The sequence below is a fragment of the Pseudomonas lurida genome (genome assembly GCF_013522705.1).
Lineage (GTDB): Bacteria > Pseudomonadota > Gammaproteobacteria > Pseudomonadales > Pseudomonadaceae > Aquipseudomonas > Aquipseudomonas quebecensis.
The window spans coordinates 278820-302436 of record NZ_JAAMRE010000003.1 but is presented as its reverse complement, the minus strand read 5'-3'; the positions used below and the strand labels follow the sequence as shown (position 1 = coordinate 302436).

Annotated in this window: 14 protein-coding genes; 2 read left to right on the top strand and 12 right to left on the bottom strand. The window is 62.6% G+C overall.

Translation table 11 applies throughout. The features are described 5' to 3' along the window. Positions 1-29: 29 nt before the first annotated feature. Positions 30-4895 carry a dermonecrotic toxin domain-containing protein gene (locus tag G7025_RS04720; protein WP_181076950.1) on the top strand — a complete coding sequence of 1622 codons (4866 nt, stop codon included), beginning with the start codon at positions 30-32 and terminating at the stop codon, positions 4893-4895. Positions 4896-4935: 40 nt separating this feature from the next. Here the strand turns inward: G7025_RS04720 and G7025_RS04715 are convergent, their stop codons facing one another. Then, positions 4936-7311 carry an efflux RND transporter permease subunit gene (locus G7025_RS04715; protein WP_181076949.1) on the bottom strand — a complete coding sequence of 792 codons (2376 nt, stop codon included), beginning with the start codon at positions 7309-7311 and terminating at the stop codon, positions 4936-4938. Between the two features lie 15 nt (positions 7312-7326). After that, the gene (locus tag G7025_RS04710) at positions 7327-8367 is read right to left on the bottom strand and encodes a WD40/YVTN/BNR-like repeat-containing protein (RefSeq protein WP_181076969.1); all 1041 of its coding nucleotides are present in this window, start codon (positions 8365-8367) and stop codon (positions 7327-7329) included. A gap of 308 nt (positions 8368-8675) precedes the next feature. On the opposite strand from G7025_RS04710, the gene G7025_RS04705 reads away from it, so the two are divergent. Next, positions 8676-9791: a Gfo/Idh/MocA family protein gene (locus tag G7025_RS04705; protein WP_181076947.1), complete on the top strand. Its 1116-nt coding sequence runs from the start codon at positions 8676-8678 to the stop codon at positions 9789-9791. A 208-nt stretch (positions 9792-9999) separates the two neighbouring features. Here the strand turns inward: G7025_RS04705 and G7025_RS04700 are convergent, their stop codons facing one another. From G7025_RS04700 to G7025_RS04655, 10 genes are all read right to left on the bottom strand, one after another. After that, positions 10000-11703 (bottom strand): AMP-binding protein, encoded by a 1704-nt coding sequence (locus G7025_RS04700; RefSeq protein WP_181076945.1) that lies wholly within the window; start codon positions 11701-11703, stop codon positions 10000-10002. Between the two features lie 31 nt (positions 11704-11734). Then, on the bottom strand, positions 11735-13033 hold the full coding sequence (locus G7025_RS04695; RefSeq protein ID WP_181076944.1) for an acetyl-CoA C-acetyltransferase: 1299 nt from the start codon (positions 13031-13033) through the stop codon (positions 11735-11737). Beyond that, positions 13030-13920: a MaoC/PaaZ C-terminal domain-containing protein gene (locus G7025_RS04690; protein ID WP_181076942.1), complete on the bottom strand. Its 891-nt coding sequence runs from the start codon at positions 13918-13920 to the stop codon at positions 13030-13032. The genes G7025_RS04695 and G7025_RS04690 overlap by 4 nt, the downstream gene beginning before the upstream one ends. A gap of 4 nt (positions 13921-13924) precedes the next feature. Then, positions 13925-15268, bottom strand: coding sequence for a 3-oxoacyl-ACP reductase (locus G7025_RS04685; protein ID WP_181076940.1), 1344 nt, complete (start codon positions 15266-15268; stop codon positions 13925-13927). A gap of 39 nt (positions 15269-15307) precedes the next feature. Further along, positions 15308-17833 (bottom strand): acyl-CoA dehydrogenase, encoded by a 2526-nt coding sequence (locus G7025_RS04680; protein ID WP_181076938.1) that lies wholly within the window; start codon positions 17831-17833, stop codon positions 15308-15310. Positions 17834-18061: 228 nt separating this feature from the next. Beyond that, the gene (locus tag G7025_RS04675) at positions 18062-19516 is read right to left on the bottom strand and encodes an outer membrane protein transport protein (RefSeq protein WP_181076936.1); all 1455 of its coding nucleotides are present in this window, start codon (positions 19514-19516) and stop codon (positions 18062-18064) included. A gap of 133 nt (positions 19517-19649) precedes the next feature. After that, a complete protein-coding gene (praB, locus tag G7025_RS04670; RefSeq protein ID WP_181076935.1) occupies positions 19650-20144 on the bottom strand; it encodes an alkane oxidation protein activator PraB in 495 nt (164 codons plus the stop codon). A gap of 131 nt (positions 20145-20275) precedes the next feature. After that, on the bottom strand, positions 20276-20770 hold the full coding sequence (praA, locus tag G7025_RS04665; protein WP_181076933.1) for an alkane oxidation protein activator PraA: 495 nt from the start codon (positions 20768-20770) through the stop codon (positions 20276-20278). Between the two features lie 134 nt (positions 20771-20904). Beyond that, positions 20905-22185: an alkane 1-monooxygenase gene (locus G7025_RS04660; RefSeq protein WP_181076932.1), complete on the bottom strand. Its 1281-nt coding sequence runs from the start codon at positions 22183-22185 to the stop codon at positions 20905-20907. Between the two features lie 308 nt (positions 22186-22493). Beyond that, entirely contained in the window at positions 22494-23486 is a 993-nt protein-coding gene (locus G7025_RS04655) for an alpha/beta fold hydrolase (RefSeq protein WP_181076930.1), read from the bottom strand. Positions 23487-23617: the final 131 nt, after the last annotated feature.

The window sequence follows — 23617 nt, the reverse complement described above, 5'->3', positions numbered from 1 at the left end:
CCCGCTCAAGACTTATAAAGGACTATTTCATGCCCACTCCAGATACCCGGATCCTGGCGCAAGCCGTACACGCGCAATTTGCCGCGCGACCTACCTTGCGCTCGGTCACCACACAGATGTTGGCCGACAACCTGCGGGATAAATACCCGCCTTTGACCCTGCCCGCCTCCGCCCTCTACCTGGCCCACCCGCGTGACGGCGGCGGCCGCGCCTTGGCGCCGTTGGTGGAGGTCGCGCTGACTTACCTTGCCGACGGCTCACTGCCCGACCTGTCAACGCGCGGCGGCCTCGATGCCTACTTGAGCGACGCCAGCGGAACACGCCTGGTTTATGAGGCGCAAGGCTCGCGCGCGTATGACCTGACCGTTATCCAGGATGCAATCCGGGAGCTGCCCTTGATCCTGCATGTAGGTTTTCAAGAAGCCTTGAGCGTGTTCTGGAGCGAGGACGACGGCAGCGGTAACACGCGCTGGCAATGGCTCGCCGGCGTGTTGCAGGGCGTGTTTCGGGGCTGCACGATCAACCAGCCCGGGACCGACCCCTTGCAACTGCGCCCCCTGACCAGCCTGGTCCGCTACCCCGCACGGGAAACCCGCAATCGACAGGCATGGCCCGGCAGCGCCGTGCATGCTTATTGCGTGGAAACGCGCCTGGAACACGACGACGTCACGCTCACGCTACAGGGCAGTGAAATCCTCATCGTCAGCGGCGAACGGGTCTGGCTGTATAGCCTGCCGGGCCAACTGGAAGCCTTTGCCAGCCTGCAAGCCTTTGGCCTGGCATGGGGCGAACGCATGGCGCAACGCTACAACGCCGAAAAGATCACCTGGCGCCAATACGAACCCGATGGCGACCTGTTCGAGGTGCAAGCGGCGCTGGTGCTCAACCAGCAACTGGAAGACCTTGCCGCGTTCGATCTGCGCGTGCAGACCACGCCAATCGAACTGGCCGCCCGATTGGCCGCGCTCACCGATCCGGCGCCCTTGTTCATTGCGCCTGGGTCGACGCCTGCGCCGTCGCTGGAGGCAGTCCGGGCCGCGCTTCCCGACTGGCTCAAAAACGCCTCGGCGGCCGACCGACTGGCCTATCGCCAATGCCTGCTGGAGCAGGCCAGCCTGCAGCGCCTGAACCCTGGCGAACGGTATCTGGACGGCATCGAGACGCTGCGCAGTTTTGCTGCCAAACGCTTGAACCAGCAATTGTGCCGGGGTCGCAATGCCGCCCTGAACCTGGAGGAAACCTGCACCGATGACGCCACGTTGGCCTGGCGCGCCGAAGACTTGCAACTGGTCTTCAAGGTCGCAATCGGTACGCTGCAGGGCGGTTACCTGGAAACGGTGACGATGAGCCTGGTCGATCTGGCCCTGAAAAACCTGGCGGGCAAGCCCAGCGGCAACGTCACCCTGCGCCACCGCGAGAGGCGGGAGATCGAAGCGTGGCTGACCACCGATTACCTGATGCAGATGATCGAACAGGTCGACATTGGTCGCTATTATCCCGCCTATTTGCGCGAACACCTGCTGGACGACAATCCGCAGGCGCAGAAACGCCAGCAATTGTTCATTCAACAATGCCCGGTGCAACTCAAGACCCTGGCAATGGAGTACAAAATCAAGGGTGAAGGCGGACTGACCCGGCGTGGTTTCCAGTGCGTCAGCGCGGTGGTCGAGCCCGTTCGCGCCCAACGCTGCGTCGGCGACGATGAAATCATCATGCGCGTGCTGGCCTTCAGACGAAAACCCGACGCCCACGCCGACGTCGTACAAAACATGTTCATCATCGAGCCGCGCAATGCGGATGCCGGACCGCATGTGCTGTATCGCCCGGCCTACGCTCAGTCACTGCTGGAGTTTGCCAGCCGCGAACAACTGCTCAACGCTATCGCCGCGCCTGGCGAGTTGCAAGACAGCGTCCTGACCTGGTTGCCGGATAACGCCAGGGCGATCTACAGCAACGGTGGTTTTACCGAGCCCCATATCATCCGTTTCAGCCTGGGCTCCGAATCCGACGTATTGCCCGGCGTTCCCAGCCCCGCCACGCTGGCGCCGGCAGACGATCGCAGCGCGGGCGAGATACTGGGTTACCTCAGCAATGGCCGGTTGATGGAGTACCTGTTCGGCAGTGAGGCGCGCCAGTTGGTGGACCTGGCGCAGCGCCAGTCGACGTCCAGCGCGCAAAGTCGCTGGGCGCATCTGCTCGAAGGCGTGCAACTGGGTTTCAACACGCTGCTGGTGGTGATACGCGGGCCGTTGGCCGCCGCCGCGTGGATGCTGCAACTGACGCAGAGCCTTAGCCAGGATCTGCCGGCGCTGCAAAGCGATGACCCGGTTGCCCGAGAGCTGGCCTGGGTCGACGTGCTGTTGAACATCGGCATGCTGCTGGTGCATCAGGGCCAGGCGAGCGAGGCAATGGTAGAAACGGAGCACCGCGCGCAAACCCTCGCCCAGCTGCCGTTACGTCGACGCCTTGGCGACCCCGTCAGCCACCCTCAAGCGCAAGTGCACTACGCAGGCACCGGCGTGCCTTCCGAGCCGCCCGGCGGGGGGCGCACGCCGCTGGACTTCGACCGCTCCCTGGCCAGTGACAGCGCTTCGGCGCGGCTACTGGAAAAACTGCTGGCGGTCAGCCGGCCCTGGCCAAAGCCTGCGCCCGCTGCCGTCGATATCGGCCCGTTCCAGGGTTTGTACAGGATCGACAGCCTGTGGCATGCCTCGGTGGGCGGCCTGTTATTTCGCGTCTCGATCGTACCGGGTGTGGGCGAGGTGTTCATCATCCATCCACAAAAAACCGACCACCCCGGCATCAAGCTCAAGACCGATGGCAAAGGTCATTGGACGCTGGATCGAGGCCTGAAACTGCAGGGCGGTGGCCCCAAGCGTATTGCTGCGCTGCGCGAGGAGAATCGTGAGAAAACGCGCCAACTGATCAATCGCGCAGAAGCCCTCAACGCAGAAATCACACCGCAGATGGCTACGCTCAGGGAATCGATGACACGCATGGAAGAGGCTGACCAGGCCCTGGCCAGACAAGGACGCGTGCTGAATGTGGCGTGGAACCTGATGGACCAGGCCGACGTGCAGCAAAGACCGGCCCTGCAGGCCCGGCACACCCAGGAGATGCAACGGCACAGCGCGGCCCGCGCCCAATTCGAAATCCTTATGCAGACCCTGATCGAACGCTTCGAGCACACCTCGCGGTTGCGCCAGGAGGCCATCCAGGTCGGCCGCGACCTGGAAAAGTTCGGCGGCGCCAGGATGCACGTGCAGGAACGCGCCAAGATGCTGAAACTGATCTGGGAGCAGCAATTCGTCATTCACACCTATCTGCGTAACTGGACCAATTCCCTGCTGTACTCAAACCGTGGCGAGCCGATGAGCCACTTGGGAAAACGCATGCTGGTCAGTTACGTTCTTGGCGACCCCACCGCTTATAACGAACATGTCAGCCGCAGCATCGAAATGGCCGATGCACTTGAGCGCATGGGTCAACTCGCCAGTGAGATGGAAACCACCCTCGATCAACTGGAACAGGATTCCGGCGCGGGTCGCGCGATCCGTCAGGATTTCCTGGCGATGATCAATCCGAGCACTTTCTTCAACGAGAACATGCGCCTTAGGGCGCTATCGGCGCTGGCCGGAGTGACGGCCGTCGTTTCCGACAGCCGGTTGCCACCCCAGGAGGCGCTGTACGTCAAGCGCCTCAACAGCCTCGATATTCATCAGGCGGTGCAGTCGCACATCGCCGTGCGCAGCAGCGACGGGTTTCCTCTCGATGAGCAACGCAACGTCTATGAAAGCCTGCTCGGCCATTACAACGAGTACGAGAACGGCATTCAGGCGCTCAAGGCCATCAATCCGCTGCGATTGCCGTCCAGTTCCGAGCGTTTTCTACAAAGCCTGCGGTACGCACAGGCATTGGCGCAAAACGAATTAGAAAGCGTGGTGCGCAAACAGGAGGCCCTGGCGGTCGAATTGCCCCTGTCGAAAACCCTGCGGGCGAAGGCCCCCACCACCAAGGTATTCCGCACCCGCGGGAAAGACTATCTGGTGGGCGATTTCAAACTGACCGATGCACAGGAGGAGCAGGTGACCATCACCGACGCCTTCACCACCAGGGCCCTCACTACCTTCAAGAAAAGCGGCGACGGTTGGGCGCAAGTCGTTGAAAAAGACCCGGACGCGCCAGTGACGAGCCCACCTAAAATCGCCTTGGCCACCCTGCGCGAGCAAGGCCGTGGATTGATCAACCAACGAGCCGCCATCGAGCAGGTCATCAGCGCCCAGCAGAGTGAACTCGACGACCCTGTCACCCGCCAGGCCATCAACCCGGCGGACTGGGAGGAGCTGCTGGGCGGCCAGGCCCGTGAACTGGACGCGGTGGCCGACGAACTGGCCCACCATTACCCCGAGGCGTCCACAGACTTGATCGAGGAGTTTCGCGTCAACGCCCGGGACATGCAGCGCAAGGCCGTACAGGTGTGCAGCGCCGCCTACAAGCGGCAGTGGCCGACCCAGGCAGGCATCGAGTACTTATGGCGCAACCAGCAGATCGATATCAACCTGACCAGCCTGGCGGACCCGCAACGGCCGACCCTGCGCGGTGACTTTTTCACCGAGTACGCGGTGTACGACAAGGTCGGCAAGCCACCGAAGGTGTTGTGGTACGCCCACTTCCACTACGCCACGGCGCAGGCGCCGGCCGCCGCGTACACGCGGGCGCATTTGAAATTGCCCGAACAGCGCAAGTTCACCCAGAAGGACCTGCTCAAGGAGCATGTGCAGCAGCAGTTGCAGGCTCACGGAGAACCTGGCGCGGTGCCGCTGCGCAGCATCGTCTACGCGCTGATCAGCCCGCCCGTGGACCAGCTGTTCCTGGCCATCGCACCCCGCCCATGAAACGTACGGCCCGTGTTCTGGAGCACGGGCCGCTCAAGGCTCAGTGGGCGAACAGCGAATTGCCCTTCTGCCCGGCCAGCTTTTCCGGTTTGATCAAAAAGCGCGCCAGGGCCGGCAGCAGCCACAACGCGCCGAACATGTTCCACAGCAGCATGAACGTGAGCATCAGGCCCATGTCAGCCTGGAACTTGATCGCCGAGAAAATCCAGGTACACACGCCGATCGCCAGGCACAGGCCGGTGAACAGCACGGCTTTGCCGGTGGACTTGAGCGTCTGGTAATAGGCTTCCTGCAGCGGCAGGCCCGCGCGCAGGAAGCTTTCCAGGCGGCTGTAGATGTAGATGCCGTAATCCACGCCGATCCCGACGCCCAACGCCACCACCGGCAGGGTCGCGACCTTGACGCCGATGCCCATGAACGCCATCAGCGCGTTGCCCAGCACCGAGGTCAACACCAGCGGCAGCACGATGCACAGGGTGGCCGCCCAGGAACGGAAGGTGATCATGCACATGGTCGCCACGCACAGGTACACCAGGATCAGGATGATCAGCTCCGACTCCTTGATCACCTCGTTGGTGGCCGCTTCGATGCCGGCGTTACCGGCGGCCAGGATAAATTCCAGGCCGTCCTTGTTGTTTTCCCTGGCGAATTCCTGCACCGCATGCACCGCGCGGTCGAGGGTCTCGGCCTTGTGGTCGTTAAGGAACACCAGCACCGGCGCGAGGGAACAATTGTTGTTGTACAGGCCGTCGGCGCGGGCGATGGAGTTGTTCAGCACATCGGGGTTGCGCGACAGGGTTTCCCATTTCAGGTTGCCCTCGTTCATGCCCTTGATCATTTGCTTGGACACGGTGACCAGCGAGATCGCCGACTGCACGCCCTCGGTGTTCTGCATCTTCCACATCAGCTGGTCGATGGGCGCCATGGCTTCATAGCGCGAGCAGCCTTCGGCCTTGGTCTTGACCATCACCACCAGCACGTCGGAGCTGGTGGAGTAGTTGCTGATGATGAAGTTGTTGTCTTTGTTGTAACGCGAGTCCGGGCGCAGTTCCGGCGCGCCCTGGTCGAGGTCGCCGATTTTCAGGTGCTGGCTGTACCAGAGGCCGCCGCCGAAAGCGACCAGGGCCAGCAGAATCGAGACCGGCGCGACTTTGGCACTGGCGAACCTGGACAGCAGGCGCCAGAAACGATGCTCACGATGCGCATCCTTTTTACTGCGCTCGATGGCGCGCTTGCTGATGCCGACGTAGGAAATCGCCACCGGCAACAGGATCAGGTTGGTGAACACGATCACCGCCACGCCGATGGAGGCGCCGATGGCCAACTCGCGGATCACGCCGATGTCGATGATCAGCAGGGTGATAAAGCCCACGGCGTCGGCGAGAATGGCGATCATGCCCGGCAGGAACAACTGGCGGAACGTGCGGCGCGCGGCGGTCAGGGCGTTGTCGGCGTCGCTCGATTGCAGGGCGATGCCGTTGATCTTTTGCACGCCGTGGGAAATACCGATGGCGAAGATCAGGAACGGCACCAGCATCGAGTAAGGGTCCAGCCCGAAGCCCACCGCATGCATCAACCCCAGCTGCCAGACCACCGCCACCAGGGTGGTGATCAGCACGGCGATGGTGCTGCGGATACACCAGGTGAACCAGTACAGCAGCACCAGGGTGATCATGAAGGCGATACCGAAGAACAGCACGACCATGATCAGGCCGTCGATCAGGTCGCCGACCTTCTTGGCAAAGCCAACGATATGGATTTTCACGTTGGGGTTTTGCGCTTCGAACTTGGTGCGGATCTTGTCTTCAAGCTCGTGGGAAAACTTCTGGTAATCCAGGGCGAGCAACTTGCCCTGGTCCTGCGGGTCCGGGTACGACTCCAGCAGCGGAATATCGACAATGCTCGACTTGAAATCGTTGGCCACCAGGCGCCCGACCTGGCCGGACTTAAGCACGTTGTTACGCAGTTGATCGAGGCTTTGCGGCGAGCCGTTGTAGCTCTGCGGGATCACCTCACCACCGGCGAAGCCTTCTTCGGTCACTTCGGTCCAGCGCACGCTGGGGCTCCACAGCGACTTGAGGCCCGAGCGGTCGACGCCGGAGATATAGAACACCTCGTCGTTGATCTGCCGCAGAGTCTCCATGTACTCCTTAGTGAAAATGTCACCGTCCTTGGCTTCCACCGAGATACGCACCGTGTTGCCCAGGTTGGCCAGGTCGTTGCGGTGCTCCATCATTTTTTCGATGAAGGGGTGCTTGAGGGGGATCATTTTTTCGAAGCTGGTGGACGGGCGAATCAACGTCGCCTGCCAGAACAAGAACACACTCACCAGCAGGCAGATCACGATCACCGCCGGGCGATTATTGAAGATCAGGCGCTCAAGAAAGGTCGCTTTATCGTTGTGATGACTGCTCATGCTTTCTCTGCCTTCTTATTGTTTTTCGAGTTCGGCGCCCGTTGGCCTGGCGACGCGAACGCCGCCCTGCCCGGCCAGAATCAGGTTGCCATTGCCTGCGGCGGTCACCGCCGAGAGGGAGATGCGGTCCGGGCGGTTGAACACGCTGAAGGTCTGGCCGTCGTCGTGGCTGACCACCACGCTGCCGCCGTTGCCGACCACCACCAGCGAGCCATCCTCCAGCAAGGTGGCGCCCGACAGACCGAACTCCAGGGCGCCGCGCGCGGCATTGAGCTCGACCTGCTCCCACGTGCCGCCGAAATCCGTGGAGCGGTAAAGGTTGCCGCGCAAGCCGTAGGCCAGCAGGGTTTGAGGTTGTGCGGTGCCGATCACGCCAAACAGCGAGCCCTCGTAGGGACCTTCGAGTTTTTCCCAGGTCTGGCCGTCGTCGCTGGAACGGAACATGCTGCCCTGCTCGCCGACGATAAACAGCCCGGCGTCCTTGATGGCGGCGATGGCGTTGAGGTGGAACTGGTCTTCGTTGTCGAGGCGGTCGCTGACGTCTTCCCAGCTGTTGCCGCCGTCGTTGGTTTCCAGCAGCGCACCGTAAGCGCCGACGGCCAGGCCGTGGCTGGCGTTCTTGAACCACACGTCGAGCAACGGCGCTTCGCGCTTGAGGTCTTGATACTGCTGGGTCCAGGTGGCGCCGCCGTCGCTGCTGGCGAGGATCTGCGCATCATGGCCGACGGCCCAGCCGTGTTTGTCATCGACAAAAAATACAGCGGTAAGCAGTTGCCGGGTGGGGACCTTGGCCTGGGCCCAGGTGGCGCCCTGGTCATCGGAATAGAGGATATGCCCGCGATCACCGACCGCCACCAGGCGCTTGCCGGCGTGGACTACGTCGATCATCAGGCCTTTGGCGGCCTTGGGGGATTCAATCGCAAACACCGCGGCGGCGGGGGTATCGCTGGCGGCCTGGACGGCGGTCGACAACGCGACAGCCCCAAACAGCGAGAGCGCTGTGGCCAGCAACGCAACCCTGCGTGCGGCGCGTGGGCGGCAGACAACCCAACCCATGACAGGCTCACTCATAGACCTTTCTCCCATTTATTATTGTTAGGTCTTGCCATCCCGGGCTCTGAAACCTGCAATCTAGAGCGCCTGGAGGAAGCAGGGGCCATCCTATCGGGCTTTGGAATCGTCTGACAATCAGCGCTACGTTATCTTTTGTTAACTGGCGGCGTTTGGCCATGTGGTGAATATGGCCGCATTCGTCAGGCTGATTGTGCCGGGCTATCTGAATTTTTATTCCATCTATTGAATTATGAGAATTTTTATTCCATTAATAGCCGCTCTCACAACAATAATCCAAAGGATCAAAGGTTATGCGCGAACTCGGAATCGGCCTGATCGGCACAGGCTTCATGGGCCGTGCCCACGCCCTGGCGTTCAATAACGCCCGGGCGGTATTCGAACTGCCGGTGCACCTCAAGCTGGCCGCCCTGGCCGACGCCGACACCGAGCGTGCGCAGCGCTGCGCCCACGCCTGGGGCTTTGCCAAGGCCCATGGCGATTGGCAGGCGCTGATCGAAGACCCGGCCGTGGATGTCGTGGCTATCACCACACCTAACCATTTGCATTACCCCATGGCCATGGCCGCGATTGCCGCCGGTAAAGCGGTGTACTGCGAAAAACCCCTGGCCGTCAGCCTTGAACAGGCCGACGCCATGCGCCGGGCAGCGAGCACCGCCGGGGTGGTGACGCGGGTCGGTTACAACTATCAACACAACCCCATGATCGGCCTGGCGCGGCAGATGATCGCCAATGGCGAGCTGGGCGAGATCATCAGTTTCCAGGGTGAATTCAGCGAAGACTTTATGGCCGACCCGCAGTCGCCGTGGTCATGGCGCTGCGAAGTGGAACACGCCGGCGGCGCCCTGGCGGACCTGGGCAGCCACGTGTTGTCGATGGCGCGTTACCTGGTGGGCGAAGTGGCTAGCGTGTGCGCCGACACCCAGACCGTCCACCGCCAACGCCCTGCGGTCACCGGCAGCGCCGAACGCAAAGTCATCGCGGTGGACGACCAGGTGCATGCCCTGCTGCGCTTCACCAATGGCGCACGCGGCACGGTGAGCAGCAGTTGGCTCAAGCACGGTTATAAGAACCATCTGAGTGTCGAGATCAGCGGCACACAGGGCACATTGGCGTTCGATCAGGAACGTTTGAACGAACTGCGCCTGTGCCGCGTCGGCCAGGAAGGTTTCCAGCGCCTGCTGGCCGGCCCCGCCCTGCCCGGTTACGCCGCCTTCAGCCCGGCGGCGGGGCACCAACTGGGCTACAACGAATTGAAGACACTGGAAGTGCACGAGCTGCTCATGGCCGTGGCCGGCCAGGGCGCGGACGGCACTGACTTTGAAGCGGCGTGGGCCGTGGAGCGGCTGGCGACCGCGATTCGCCTGGCGGCCCGCGAGGAACGCTGGGTCAACGTAAACGCGGTCTGACACTCCACGCAAACCCTAAAGACTGACAAATAATTCTGTGGTGAGCAGGCTTGCTGTGGTGAGCAGGCTTGCCCTGCGCTGGGCTGCGAAGCGGCACCACACCCAGGCACCTCGGAGTGTCAGCTGAAACCACATCGCCTGGAATGGCTATCAAAGGTGGGAGGGGGCTTGCCCCCTCCCACCTTTAGATCAGCTGCATACATTTACATCAGCGCAAGGCGCGGCGCAGGACTTTGCCCACGGTGGTCTTGGGCAGTTCGGTAGTACGGAATTCCACGTAACGCGGCACTTTGTAACCGGTCAGGTATTCCCGGCAGTGGGCGAGTATTTGCTCCTGGGTCAGGCTCGGGTCCTTGCGCACCACGATAATCTTGACCTTCTCCCCGGTCACGCCGTCCTCCACGCCAATCGCCGCCACTTCGGCCACGCCGGGGTGCAGGGCCACCACGTCTTCGATTTCGTTGGGGTACACGTTGAAGCCTGAGACCAGGATCATGTCTTTTTTACGATCCACCAGGCGGATATAGCCACGTTCGTCCATCACACCGATATCGCCGGTGGCCAGCCAGCCTTCGGCATCCAGCACTTCGGCGGTTTCCCTGGGGCGTTTCCAGTAGCCCTGCATCACCTGTGGGCCGCGCACTTGCAGCTCACCCTGCTCGCCGATGTCGGCCAATTCGCCGTCCTCGCGCATAAAACGCACCCAAGTGGACGGCAACGGCACGCCGATGCTGCCGGTGAAGTCCATCTCGCGCATGCGCGAAATATCGATGGGGCTGATGCTCACCACCGGCGAGCACTCGGTGAGGCCATAGCCTTCGATGATCGGCAGCCCGGTGACTTCCTTCCAGCGCTTGGCCACAGCGGTGTGCGTGGCCATGCCGCCGGCGATGACCATGCGCAGGTCGGAGAAGTCCCGCGCGCAGAATTCCGGGTTTTCCAGCAACCCATTGAACAGTGTGTTGACCCCGGCAATCCCGTTGAAACGCTCCTTGCGCAGGATCATCTGCACCCGCTTCACATCCCGAGGGTTGGCGATCAGGATATTGCGCCCGCCCAGGCACATAAACATCAGGCAGTTCACCGTAAGAGAAAAGATGTGATACAGCGGCAGCAAGGTCACGTTGGTTTCCTGCTTGTCCTGATCCAACTGGTCGCCGACCCACGCCTTGGCCTGCAACAGGTTGGCGATGATGTTGCGATGGCTGAGCATCACGCCTTTGGCATCGCCGGTGGTGCCGCCGGTGTACTGCAGAAACGCCAGGTCATCCAGATGCATGGCCACTGGCTGCGGGTCAAGCGCCCTGCCCTGTTGCAACGCCCGCTTGAAGCGCACCGAGCCACGCAAAGTAAAGGCCGGCACCTGCTTTTGTACGCGGCGCAGGATGAAGTTCATGGCGGCGCCCTTGAAGGTGCCGAGCAGGTCGCCGATGGCCGCGATCACCACGCGTTTGACGCTGCTGCCTTCGATGACTTTTTCCAGGGTGTGGGCGAAGTTTTCGAAGATCACCACGGTTTCGGCGCCACTGTCCTTGAGCAGATGTTTGAGCTCATGGGCGGTGTACAGCGGGTTGACGTTGACCACCACCGCTCCCGCCAGGATTGTGCCGAGCAGGCAGATCGGGTACTGCAAGCAGTTGGGCATCATCAGTGCCACGCGGTCGCCGCGCTGCACGCCCTGGGCCTGCAGCCAGGCAGCAAAGGCAAAGCCTTGCACCTGCCAGTCGGCGTAGGTCATTTCGGTGCCGATGCTGACGTAGGCGACGCGCTCGCGGAATTTTTCCAGGTGCTCCAGGAACACCTCGCGCAGTGAGGGGTAGTCCTCGATGCCGGCGTCGATATCGGCCGGGACGCCGGGCAGATAAGCGTCCAACCAGATGCGTTCGCGTTGTTCCAGGCTGATAGCGTTCATGGCGGTTTCCTTGTTGTTGTTTTTAACAGCGCTATTTTTCGACGATGGCGGTAATGCCCAGCCCGCCCGCGGCGCAGATCGAAATCAGGCCGCGGCCGCCGCCGCGCTCATGGATCGCCTTGGCCAGCGCCGCCAACTGCCGACCGCCGGTGGCGGCGAACGGATGACCGCAGCCGAGGGAGCCGCCGTTGACATTCATTTTGGCCCGGTCGATCGCCCCCAGCGGTGCCGCCAAGCCTAGCCGCTCGCGGCAGTAGTCGGGGTCTTCCCAGGCTTTGAGCGTACACAGCACCTGGGCGGCGAACGCTTCGTGGATCTCGAACAAATCGAAGTCGGCAAAGCTCAAGCCTTCACGTTGCAACATGCGCGGCACCGCATAGGCAGGCGCCATCAACAAGCCTTCGCTGCCGTCGACAAAATTGACCGCTGCCGTCTCGCCGGTACGCAAGTAAGCCAGCACCGGCCAACCGTGCTCGGCGGCCCAGGCTTCGCTGGCCAGCAGCACCACCGAGGCGCCATCGGTCAGCGGCGTGGAATTGCCGGCGGTGAGCGTGCCGCTCTGGCGGTCATAGGCGGGGGACAGGCCGGCGAGCCTCTCCAGGCTGGCGTCGGCACGCAGGTTATTATCCCGGGCCAGGCCACGATGGGGGCTGATCAGGTCGTCGAAGAAGCCGCGCTGGTACGCCGCCGCGAGGCGCTGATGGCTGGTGAGGGTCAATTCATCCTGGGCCAGGCGTTTGATCTGCCAGCGCTTGGCCATTTCTTCGCAGTGCTCGCCCATGGACAGGCCGGTGCGCGGCTCACCGTTGCGCGGCAGCAGCGGCTTGAAAAACATCGACGGACGGACCTTAAGCAACGCCTTCAATTGGTTACCCATGCCCTTGGCGCGATTAGCCGCGAGCAAGGTGTGACGCAGGGACTCGTTGATGCCGATCGGCGCATCGGAGGTCGTGTCGGCGCCCCCGGCGATGCCCGCTTCGATCTGACCCAGGGCAATTTTATTGGCCACCAGCAACGCCGCTTCCAGCCCCGTGCCGCAGGCTTGCTGCACGTCGTAGGCGGGCGTTTCGGGCGACAGCGTGGTGGACAGCAACGACTCGCGCGCCAGGTTGAAATCCCGCGAATGCTTGATCACCGCGCCGGCGGCGAACTCGCCCAAGCGCTGGCCATGCAGGTTGTAGCGGTCCACCAGACCTTGCAGCGCCGCCACCAGCAAATCCTGATTGCTGTCGTGGGCGTACACGGTGTTGGAGCGCGCGAAGGGAATACGGTTGCCGCCGATAATCGCCACGCGGCGGGTCGGCGCCGGGTTGAAGCTGTAGTGACTCATTGCAGGTTCTCATTGAAGGACAGCAGGCCGCGCAGATGGGGTTTGTCGCCCGCACCGTTGCGCACTTCGAAAGCGCGACGCGGGCCGCTGGAAGGTGGATTCCACAGCGCGACCTGGCCAGGCAGCAGGATCGGCAACTTGAATTCGCACCGCACCTCGGCGCGCTCCAGGCCACCCGGCGGTTGCTGGGCGGCGAGCGCGCGGCCCAGGGTCCACATGCCATGGGCGATGGCGCGGCGAAAGCCGAACAGCCTGGCGCCGATGACCGAGGTGTGGATCGGGTTGAAATCCCCGGACACCTTAGCAAAACGCCGGCCCAGGTCGGCCGGCAACAGCCACTTCTGGGTACGGACCCAGCTGTCTGAAGCCACGCCCAGCGCGTCCACCCAAGGTTCGCCGACCGGGTCCGCCACGCCCCGGCGCAGGTACAGGCTATCGCCCTCCCACACCAGCGCGCCCGCGCTGTAGGCGCGAGTGGCGATGCTCAGAGCCTGCCCTTTAGGGTGAGCGACCCAGCGCTCGGCATACACCTCCAGCCGCAACGCCTGGCCTTCCCGCAGGCGTTGGTACTGCCGAATGCGGTTAGCCAGGTGCACCATGCCGCTGGCCGGGTACGGGAAACTGGGGCGGGTCAACAACATCAAGTGCAAAGGAAAGGCCAGCACATGGGGATAGGTCAACGGCACGCCCTGCTCGCGGCGAAAACCGCAGGCGCTGCCATACGCGGCGATACCCTCAGCCGACAGCTCCACCGCCGGGCGCACCAGGCGCGCCTTGGGCAGCAGCGGCGCGCCGTCCAGCTTGGGTTTGCGCAGTGCGCGCATACCATCCAGCAGCAGGCGCGTGCGTGACGGCGGTGGGTCGATGATTTGCGTCAGGTCGTCCATGGCATCAGGCTCCCAACAGGCTTTGGCCGCACACGCGCACCACTTGGCCGTTAACCCCGCCCGACGCCGGATGGGCCAGCCAGCCGATGGTTTCGGCCACGTCGATCGGCTGCCCACCCTGGGACAGCGAATTCATGCGCCGCCCTGCCTCGCGGATCATCAAAGGGATGCGGGCCGTCATCTGCGTCTCGATAAAGCCTGGCGCCACGGCATTGACCGTAACCTGCTGAGTCGCCGCGCGCGGCGCCAGCCCTTGTACCAGGCCGATCACACCGGCCTTGGAGGTGGCGTAGTTGCTTTGCCCGAGGTTGCCGGCGATGCCGGAAATCGACGACACGCAGACAATGCGGCCGCCAGGGTTAAGGCCCTCGCACTCCAGCAACGCGTTGCTCAAGCACAGCGGCGCCTGCAGGTTGACCGCCAGCACACTCTGCCACGCCGATTCGCTCATCTTGACGATGGTTTTGTCGCGGGTAATCCCGGCGTTGTGCACCACCACATCGAACGCGCCGTACTGGCTGACATGGGCCTGCAACAGCGAGGCGGCGTCGGGCGCGGTGATATCCAGCGGCAATGCCGAACCGTTCACTGCGCCGGCGGCCTGCTGCAGGGCATCGTGGGCCTGAGGCACGTCCACACAGACCACATGCGCGCCGTCACGAGCCAGCACCTGAGCGATGGCCAGGCCGATACCACGGGACGCGCCGGTGACCAGCGCGCGGCGGCCGGCGAAGGGTTTGTCCCAGTTGACCGTGACGTGGCCGTCCACCGGCGCGTGTACGCGCACCACTTGCCCCGACACATAGGCCGATCGGCGCGACAGGAAAAACCGCAGGCTGCTGTCCAGCGCGTCCTCAGCGCCCGGTGCCACGTACAGCAACTGCACGGTGATAGCCCGGCGCAGCTCCTTGGCCAGGGACCGCACCAAGCCTTCGAGGGCGCGCTGGGCGACGGCCTGGGGCAGATCCGCGCAGTGCTCCGGCGCCGTGCCGAGCACTACCACCCGCGCGTGCTGACCGAGGCGTCTGGCGTTGCAGTGGAAGAACCGGTACAGCTCGTCGAGTTGCTCCAGGCTGGCAAGCCCGCTGGCATCGAATACCGCGCCTTGCACCTTGACCGTAGATGGCGCGTTGAGTGTCGCCGGGGTGGCGGCAACTGTGTCGGTGTCGCTGAAAACCCGTTGCACCTGGGTCATCAGGCGCCCTGCCCCGGCGACAATCACCGGGTTCACCAGACTTTGCTGGCCGCTGCGATGACGCTGCAACGGCAAGGGCTGCGGCAAGCCCGCCGCCTGTGCCAGGCGACGGCCCCAAGGCGAATTGACGAAGGTTAGGTAGCTGTCACTCATATCAGCAATCACTCTCAACACATTCTGATCGGGTTTTTCCTAGTTGACCGAGGCGTTTTCGCCCTGAGCCGTACGACGCTTGGTGGTCGGCTCCAGCGCCTGCTTGCGCTGCTGCAACGCCTCCAGCAATCCGAAGTCCTGGGGGAAGTCATCCACCTGGATGCCGTGATCGGCGTATTCCACGTAGCGGGCGAGCAAGGCCTCCTCATCGTCGCTGATCAGGTCCAGTGCCCGGGCCTTGACGCGCCAGGTGGCAAAGGCCGTGGCGGAGATCGGCAGCGGGTCGAGCACGCCTTGCTTGATCGCGGGCTTGAGCCGGGCGTCGATCAGCTCCACCTGGGGCAGCAAACGGAAGCCCAGTTCGCCATAAGCCAACTTGTCGATTTCCGGGCGCGGGATGTAGGAATCGGCCAGCAAGCGGTCGCGGGTGGCGCCGGGGGTCTGTACCGCGTCGGCGACGTCGGCCAACAGGCGGTCCGACGGTTTGCGCAAGGGCAGACCGAACGGAAAACTCAAGGCCCGCATCACCCGCGCAGCGGTTTTGGAGGGGTAATTGTCGAGCACTTCGGCCAGGGCTTCATGGGCGCGCAGCAGCGCGTCCTGGGCCGACCAATGCACCAGCGGCAGGTCCGCCTGGGGGCGGCCATCGTCCTCAAAGCGTTTAAGCACGCAGGACAGGATATACAACTGTGACAGCACGTCCCCCAGGCGCCCGGTGAGGCTTTCCTTGCGTTTGAGCGCACCGCCCAGCACGCCCATGGAAACGTCCGAGATCAGCGCCAACACCACCGACAGCCGATTGGCCTGGCGGTAGTAGGACGCCAGCGCAGGGTCGGTCTTGGCCGGTACGGAAATCAGCCGGCCGCCGGTCAGCCCATGTACCGCCGCGCGCACGGTATTGGCCAACACAAAACTCACATGACCGAACATGGCGCTGTCGAACGCTTCCAGCGCTTGGCGCCGGTCCGGGTTGCGCGCTGCTTCCATCTCGCGGAACACATAGGGATGGCAACGGATCAGGCCCTGGCCAAAGATAATCAGGCAGCGCGTCATGATGTTCGCGCCTTCCACGGTGATGGCGATGGGGCTTTGCTGGTAGGCGCGGGCCAGGAAATTATTGGGGCCCATGCAGATGCCTTTGCCGGCGACGATGTCCATGCCATCGTTGACGATCATCCGCGCCCGCTCGGTGACGTGGTACTTGGCGATGGCCGAGATCACCGAGGGTTTTTCTCCAGCATCCAGGGACGCCACCGAGACCTTGCGCACCGCGTCGCAGGCGTACAAATGCCCGGCCATGCGCGCCAGCGGTGCCTGCACCCCTTCGAACTTGCCGATGGGCAGGCCGAACTGTTTGCGCATGGCCGCGTAGGCCGAGGTGCCCCGCACCGCGACCTTGCCCAGGCCGACATTGGCCGAAGGCAGGGAAATCGCACGACCGGCGGCCAGGCACTCCATCAACATGCGCCAGCCGTTGCCGACCTGCTCGCGGCCGCCGATCACCCAGTCCAGCGGAATAAACACGTCTTTGCCGGTGGTCGGGCCGTTCTGGAACACCGCGTTAAGCGGCCAGTGCCGCCGGCCGCTGTTGACGCCGGGGTGGGAGGTGGGAATCAACGCGCAGGTGATGCCCAGCGAGCCGGGCGTGCCGAGCAGGCCGTCCGGGTCTTCGGCGCGGAACGCCAGGCCCAGCACCGTCGCGATCGGGCCGAGGGTGATGTAGCGCTTGTCCCAGGTCACCCGCAGGCCCAGCACTTCCTGCCCGTCATGCTGGCCCTTGCAGACAATGCCCACATCGGGAATCGCCCCGGCGTCGGAACCGGCGTAGGGGCTGGTCAGGGCGAAGCACGGGATGTCTTCGCCACGGGCCAGGCGCGGCAGGTAGTAATTGCGCTGGGCATCGGTGCCGTAGTGCAACAACAGTTCGGCCGGGCCGAGCGAGTTGGGCACCATCACCGAAATGGCCGCCGCCGAACAGCGCGTGGAGAGCTTCATCACCACTTGGGAGTGGGCGTAGTGGGAGAAGCCTTTGCCGCCGTATTGCTTGGGAATGATCATGCCGAGGAAGCCAGCGCTCTTGGTGTACTGCCAGCCCTCGGGGGACATGTCCTGCCAGACCTGGGTGGTTTCCCAGTCGTTGGCGATGTCGCACAGGGTTTCCACTTCGTTATCCAGAAACGCCTGTTCCTCAGCGCTGAGACTGGCCGGCGCGGCCTGCAGCAGGCGCCGCCAGTCGGGTTTACCGCTGAACAACTCGGCATCCCACCACACGGTGCCGGACTCGATGGCCGCGCGTTCCGTGTCGGACATGGCCGGCATGATCGTGCGAAACAGGCCGAGGGCCCTGCTGCTTAGCAGCGCGCGCCGCAAGGGTTTTATCGTCATCAGCAGCGCGGGAGCCACCACCAGCAGCACCGCAACGCTGACGCCAAGGCCAGCGACCACGCCGAACAGGTAAGCGAGCGCCAGCCACACCAGGCTGACCCCCAGCCATTGGGCTGCCGCCGCTTGTCGATACGCCAGGGCAAACGCTGCTACGAAACCCGCCAATAACCAGATAACCATGGGAGACCTCTACTCGATTCAGGGCACGACACCTATGCAAGTCGCGCAAGCACGACAGCGGCGTAAAGCCACACTACAAACGGGAAGATACAAATTCAAATTTTGTTTTGAAATTTTTATTTAATGCCTGGGCGAAAAATAACGGCTGAGCGGACTCAGCCGGTTGCACGAAAAAATCACCGGCAAGGCAGCCAGATGCGCTGGCTGCTCCCGCCCTTCAACGTACGGTTAGAACGCGTAGGTCGCCGACACGCTGACCACATCGCCCGACGATTCGGCTTTACCGTCGAGTCGCGCGCCGCCCAGGCGATCCACGTTCTGAGTCTTGAGCTTGACCTCCTGCACGAACTGGTGGGAATACGCCAAGTCCAGGCTCAGGCCCTTGACGGCTTTGACATCGTAGCCGGCGCCCAATGACAAGAACGTGCGATCGCCATCTGGAATGCGCGGGTCGCGGGTCGAATTGCGGGTCGGCGTCTGGTCGAGAGCAACACCGGCGCGCAGGGTCAGTTCGTCGGTCAACCGATAGTCGCCGCCCAGGGAATACATCCAGGTGTTCTTGTAGTTGTAGGGAATGGAGACAACGGTGGTGCCGCCAGACTCGAGGGTCAGGTCCTTGAACGATGACCACTCGGTCCAGGTGACGCTCGCCCCCAGGGTCAAACGGTCATTGAACTGGTGCACCCAGTCCAGGCCCGCCGTGGCGGGGATGTCCAACTGGACGCTGGCATGGGCGCCGTTCGGATACAGTTCAAGCCCTGGATAAGCAGTGTTGACCAGCGTACCGGTGCCGCCGAACGGGCTCGGCTGAGTCATCAGGTTGTTGGAGAACTGGTCGGCGCGGACGGTGTATTTGCCGGTCATCTTGTTCTTGATCTTGGCATGATAATTCAAGCCCAGCGTGTCGCGGTCCGTGGGTTTCCACACGAGCCCGGTAAACCAGCCGGTCGAAATATTATCGACTTTGACCCGCATCAGGGCGCTGCCCACATCCGACGGAAAGTTGATGCCACCCAGGACTGAATCGGACACTGCCGCGGCGGACAGCAGGTCGACGTTCTGACTGACGAAGCCCTTGCTGTGCTGCACGATCAATCCCCCGCCGAGGGAAAACTGATCGTTGACCTTGAAGGACAGGGAGCCGGTGAGCCCCACCGTTTCAATCTTGGTGTCCACGGCAAAATCGCGCAGTTTCGAATTTTCATCCCAGGTGGAGCGCATGCCCTGCGGCACGACCTGGCTCAAGCCGAACGCGAACCGGTCTCCGAGGGGCATGACCATAAAACCGGTGGGCAGCCACGCGGTAAAGCCGCCCTCGCCGCCGTCGTTGTTATTCGGCGTGGCGGCTGCCACGTCAGGAAAACCGTTGGCGTCCAGCGGTGTGCTGGAAACGGGGTTGCCGGCGTAATCGAAGGCATCGCCCTTGTACTTGATCTTGATGCGCGCATAGTCGACGGTAAGCTGCGCGACGTTGTGTTCGACGAAGGCCATGGCCGCCGGGTTGTTGTAGGCGGAGCTGGGGTCATTCTTGAACAGCGAACCGCCGGCAAAGGCCCTGCCCCAGCCTGGCGCGCCGTAAGTGGGGGTTGAAAAGCCGCCGGCCTGAACAGGCGCGGCCACTACCACGCCGCCTATCAACGCCAGCCCCAGCAAAACCTGCACATGTTGTTTCTTATTATTCATGCGGCACTCCTTATTGTTATCGCTCCGAGCCGGCCCTGCCGGTTCGTCCTGCTGCCTGGCCCAGCCTGAACCGGCGCCCGGTAAAGGCGCCGGTTTTTCCACGGGTGATCAGCCCTTCGTTCTCAACCGACGATCACGGCACGATGGTCAGTGCCGGGCTTGGGGTCACGCTCAGGCTGGCGACCGTGCAGTTGCCGCTCAGGGTCTGGTTGGTCGCCGTGAGCACACCACCGCTGTAGCCCACGGTGATGGTGGACGGGCCGCAATTGGAAGCCGGGTACAGAATCGAAGCGGCGATGGTATAGCCGACGTTGGTCACGGTACCCGCCGTTGGGCCGGTGGCGGTGAGGGTCCACGGCAGGCCGGTGATTTTCGGCAATGCGCAAAGACCGCCACCGGTGACCGCCACGCCAGTGATTTTGGCAACGCCGGTGGCGTCGACATTACCGGTGAAGGTGGCGCCGCAGTTGACGGTTGCCTGGAAAGAAGACGGCGATTTCACCGAAATCGTCCCAGGTGCGGTAAAGCTGGTATTGACCGGGGCGATGCTATAGGCGTTCGCCATCGACGCAGCACCCATGCAGACAGCCAGAGCAGACAACGATACGAGGGTTTTCAAGCTTTTCATTGTTTTTCCTCACAGTGATGGCGAGTCATTCGCCAGGGGTAATGGCCATGAACGAGAGGTCACGGTGAAACTGCAGAACTTCCCTTTCCAGCCAAATTTCAATGCAATTACCGCTATTAATGTGCGTTGCGTTAATCAACCACTTTGAAGTTGGGCGGCATCTTGATCGACACCGTTTTTATCTTGCAGTCTTCGCCAATCGGCACATTGGCCGCTTCCAACTTTCCAGTGGCGTTATCCCAGGTGCCATCAGCGGTAGAGGGACCGCACTTGCCGCCCAGACCGAAGGCATGTACATCAACGCTGATTTTTGACATGGACCCGCTGCGGCTGTCTTTGGCCACCAGTATCCAAGGCAAGTTAATGGCCTCCACCCGGCTGCACTTGAGGCCGCCATCGAATTCAACTTTGTCGACATTGACCGATGCGCCATCCGCCGCCACTTTGCCGGCGACTTTAATGGTGCAGTCGGCGCTGATCAGTGCCCCCTTGGAAAAGCTGATGGGACCCTGTGCCGTAAAAGCGCTGCCGGCCGGCTCGATGCGGGCGGCCTGGGCCTGGTGATAGGCGATCAGCCCCAACGCGGCCAATACGACATGAGCGGTGAATTTGGCGGGTGCCTGCATGGTGGACGTCCTTCCCTTTAATTGTTTTTGTTCGGGTCAAACACAACTTGCTAACTATTTGAGCGACAAACCCAGGGCGACAAAAACCCGCGCGCTGGATACACCGCGCGCCGATAACCCTGTTTCTAATTACATTAGAACGGTGTGGCGTTATGGCTGTACTTCTCCAGATACTTCAAACGTTGCGACGGTTGAAGATTGGTCAGGGTGATATCCCCGGCATAATGATTAAGTACGCGATGGTCCATGCGGCGGCGCCACAAGTACGGCACATAGGCCCAGACAATCATGCTTGCATAACCATAGGGCAGTTGCGGCGACTCATCGAAGTGGCGCAACGACTGATAACTGCGCGTGGGGTTGGCATGGTGATCGGAATGGCGCTGCAACTGGAATAGAAAGATGTTGGTGACAATCCGATTACTGTTCCAGGAATGTCGGGGTGAACAACGCTCATAGCGCCCGTTGGGCAACTTCTGACGCTTAAGGCCGTAGTGTTCGACATAGTTCACGACTTCCAGCAACGAGAATCCATAGATGCCCTGGATAATCAGGAACGGAATCACCGCCGCCCCGAGCCAGGCAATCATCGCGCCCCACAGTACCACGCTGTACATCCAGGCACTGAGCACGGCGTTTTTCCAGTGCCAGGCCGGCAGACCGAGTTTGCGCAGGCGCTCACGCTCAAGGTTCCAGGCCGAGCGCGCGCTGAACCACACCGAGCGTGGTAGAAATGCCCAGAAGCTTTCCCCCAGGCGCGAGCTGGCCGGATCTTCCGGGGTCGCGACGCGGACGTGATGGCCACGGTTGTGTTCGGTGTAAAAGTGCCCGTAGAAGGTCGGCGCCAGCGTGACCTTGGCCAGGAACACCTCCAGGGGTTTGGGTTTGTGCCCCAGTTCATGGGCGGTGTTGATCGCAATCCCGGTGGCGGCACCGGTCGACATGGCCATGCCCAGGTAAGTGAACCAGCTCGGTTCGCCATGCAACTGAGTGCGGGCGGTGACGTAAGCGGCCACCTGGGACAGCCAGTCAGCCGGGTCGAGATGGGCGGTGGCCTGTAGCAGCCCGCCGTCGATGATCCAGGCAATGCCCCCCGCGGCGAGCCAGCCGGTAATCACCACCGAGGCGATCACAAAGAGTACGCCGGTGTAGACGATCCAGCGGTAATAGCGTTGGGATTCAAGGTGGCCGACGGCGGATTCCGGTGGGTTGCTGACGTCTTCGCCGAGCAGGCCGTCGATCAACGGAATCAGGCCGAAGATCACCAGCACCCCGACCCACCAGAGCTGCTGGACGCCGGTGCTGATCGCCAGTGCTCCGGACAACAGCGGCGTGGCCAGGGGCATGATGCCCAGCCACCACAGGTGGCGTTTGCCATCGGCCCATACCGAAGGTGCTGCGAGCGTCTGGTTCATGGCAGCCTCCGGGCGAAACGCGCAGGCCGAGTGGCAGACCACAGGATGGGGGAGCGCGAGCGGTCCCCGGACATCAAGCATGCGATAAAAAGCGTTTTTTTCATTTTTGTTCGCTCTTAGGCACTTCAAAAAATTCATTTCAAAATAAATATTGAAATATTTTTTTAAATAGATAGCGCGGAATCGTTAGGTCGTCAACTACTTTGTCGAGCGCTTTTTCCGGTGACTGCGCAGTCTTTTTTCAGGTCCGCCAGTCAGGTCTCTAGAACAACGGTTTGCACCGCCCCGCCCGAACACGACGGCCATGATTATTTGTTCGCCAGGGCAACGGGCGGGGGCAGTTGCGTATTGGCATGCCCTGACCGCACGCGCTTGGCCACCTGCTGCACCAGCTCCACCACCCGCGGCGTGGCGGTAATCGGCAGCATGTGGCCGCGCCCTTCAACGAGCTGCAGTTTCAGGCCCGGCACCCTGTCGGCGAGCGCCTGACCGTGCGTGCGAAAGTCCAGCACCCGGTCCCGCGCGCCGTAGATCAAGCCAATCGGCAAGGTCAGGCCTGGGTAGCGCCGGACCATGTGCGGCAGGTCGTCGTTGACCAGGGCAATTTCACTGGAGGCGGCATAAAAGTTGGCGGGACGCATGCCCAACAGGCCACCGCCACGGGTGGCGAAATCCTCGGGCGCAACATCCGGCGCGAAGATGCCTTTGACCACACTGCGCCGAGTCAACAGGCCAATGGGCACCGTCAACGTATGGGCAACCCAGCGGCGCAGCCATGCCGGCCGCACCGCCAGCGACCAGAACACCGGCGGCAATGTCGGCTGGGGATGAGTCAGTGGCGCCACCAGGACCAGGCCCGATACCGTCTCAGGATGGTCGAGGGCCAGCGCCAGAGCGAGCGCGCCCCCCAGGGAATGCCCAAGCACCAGCGGTGGGTCCAACCGCAACGCTTGGATGAACCGGGCAATTTGCCGCGCCTGGCCCGGCAGGTCGGCCGCAGTGCCGGTGCGGCGCGTGGAGTAACCCGAGCCCGGCCGGTCGAGGGTGATCACCCGAAACTGCTCGCGCAAGTGACCGGACAAGGCGTAGGTCAGGTTGCGACTGCTACCCATCAATCCGTGAATCATCACCAATGGCGGCCCGTTGCCCTCTTCCACATAGTGGAATTGCTCGCCGTCGACCTCAATAAAACGGCCAGCGCGCGGCACGGCCTTTTCAATGCGCCGCGTCATCCAGGCGCTGAAACCCCAGGCCATTGCACACGCCCCCACACCCGCAGCCATTACCCATTCCATCGTCATGCGCTCGGTCCTCTGCATTCCCTGCCGCCGGCGCCCCAACCGGAATTGGTCGGGCCTCGGCCACCGCACACACCCTGGACCCGAGCCTGATACAGACATGCGCGTCCGTCGGACAAATCGCACATTCGAGA